Source organism: Streptococcus sp. HMSC034E12 (genome assembly GCF_001835915.1).
Lineage (GTDB): Bacteria > Bacillota > Bacilli > Lactobacillales > Streptococcaceae > Streptococcus > Streptococcus vaginalis.
The window spans coordinates 1-1,059 of the sequence record NZ_KV826458.1 but is presented as its reverse complement, the minus strand read 5'-3'; the positions used below and the strand labels follow the sequence as shown (position 1 = coordinate 1,059).

Annotated in this window: 1 protein-coding gene; it reads right to left on the bottom strand. The window is 40.1% G+C overall.

From position 1 onward, the window contains the following. Positions 1-27: 27 nt before the first annotated feature. The gene (locus HMPREF2574_RS07810) at positions 28-963 is read right to left on the bottom strand and encodes an IS30 family transposase (protein WP_070812398.1); all 936 of its coding nucleotides are present in this window, start codon (positions 961-963) and stop codon (positions 28-30) included. Positions 964-1,059: the final 96 nt, after the last annotated feature.

Here is a 1,059-nt window from a genome sequence, read left to right as displayed (position 1 = left end):
GATAAATTGCAATAAAAAGTGCAACGTTTACTCGTACTCATCCACTAGAGCTTCATAAGCAGTTCTGTAAGCTAAACATTTTCGTGGTCGGTGATTGATATCATATAAGGCCTTGTTCAAAGCCTCATCAGATATAGCAGCTAAATCTGTTTTCTTTGGGAAATATTCTCTTAGTAAGCCATTTGCGTTTTCATTACCTCCTCTCTGCCAAGATGAATAGGCGTCCGCAAAGAAAAAGGAAAATCCTAACTTCTCTACCAGAGGATAGCAGGCGAACTCTTTTCCCCTGTCTGAAGTGAAGGTTTTAAGAGTCTCTTTTGGAAATAGTTTACAAAGTTGTTCGATGGCTGAAAACATGGATTTGGCTGTTCTGTCTGGTATCTTGAAAGCTAAGTAAAAACGAGTTTTTCGCTCTAGAAAGGTCGCTAAACAGCCCTTGCTTTTGCCTCTGGAAGACACCACAGTATCAAGTTCCCAGTGGCCAAAAGTTTCACGATTCCGAACCTCTTTAGGACGTTTGGCAATCGGCGTGCCAATCCTAAATCTTCCACGTGTTTCTTTGGGTTGTCGAGTTCTTCCTTTACGACGAAGGACGCTTAAATCCAGATCAATCAAACCAGTATAGAGCCAATTATAGATGGTTTTAAAAGCGACCATTGGCTTTTGTTCAAGCTGATAGCGCCCAGAAATTTGTTCAGGCGACCAGGAAGATTTTAAACCGTTCTCAATTTCCTTTTTCAACTTTGGTGTTAAACAAGACTTCCGACCTTTTTGTTTAGCCCTGCGGTCGTACTCTTCCTGTGCTAAGACTGCAGAATAGCCATTTTGACATCGTCTTAACTCTCTTGAAATGGTAGACTTATGGACGCCAAGTTTACTTGCAATTTGGCAAGGTTTCAAACCTAATTCCAAGTAGGTTTCTATCTTTATTCGGTCGGTTATGGTAAGATGGAAGTAGCTCATAGTTTTTCCTCGGGATTCTGTTTGTGTGGTTACTTACAGTTTACACCAATGAAACGCTATGAGTTTTTTTGTTGCACTATATTTTACAATTTATCA

Coding starts and splice junctions, on each gene's coding strand:
- HMPREF2574_RS07810 (WP_070812398.1), bottom strand. CDS start 963: ATGAGCTACTTCCATCTTACCATAACCGACCGAATAAAGATAGAAACC.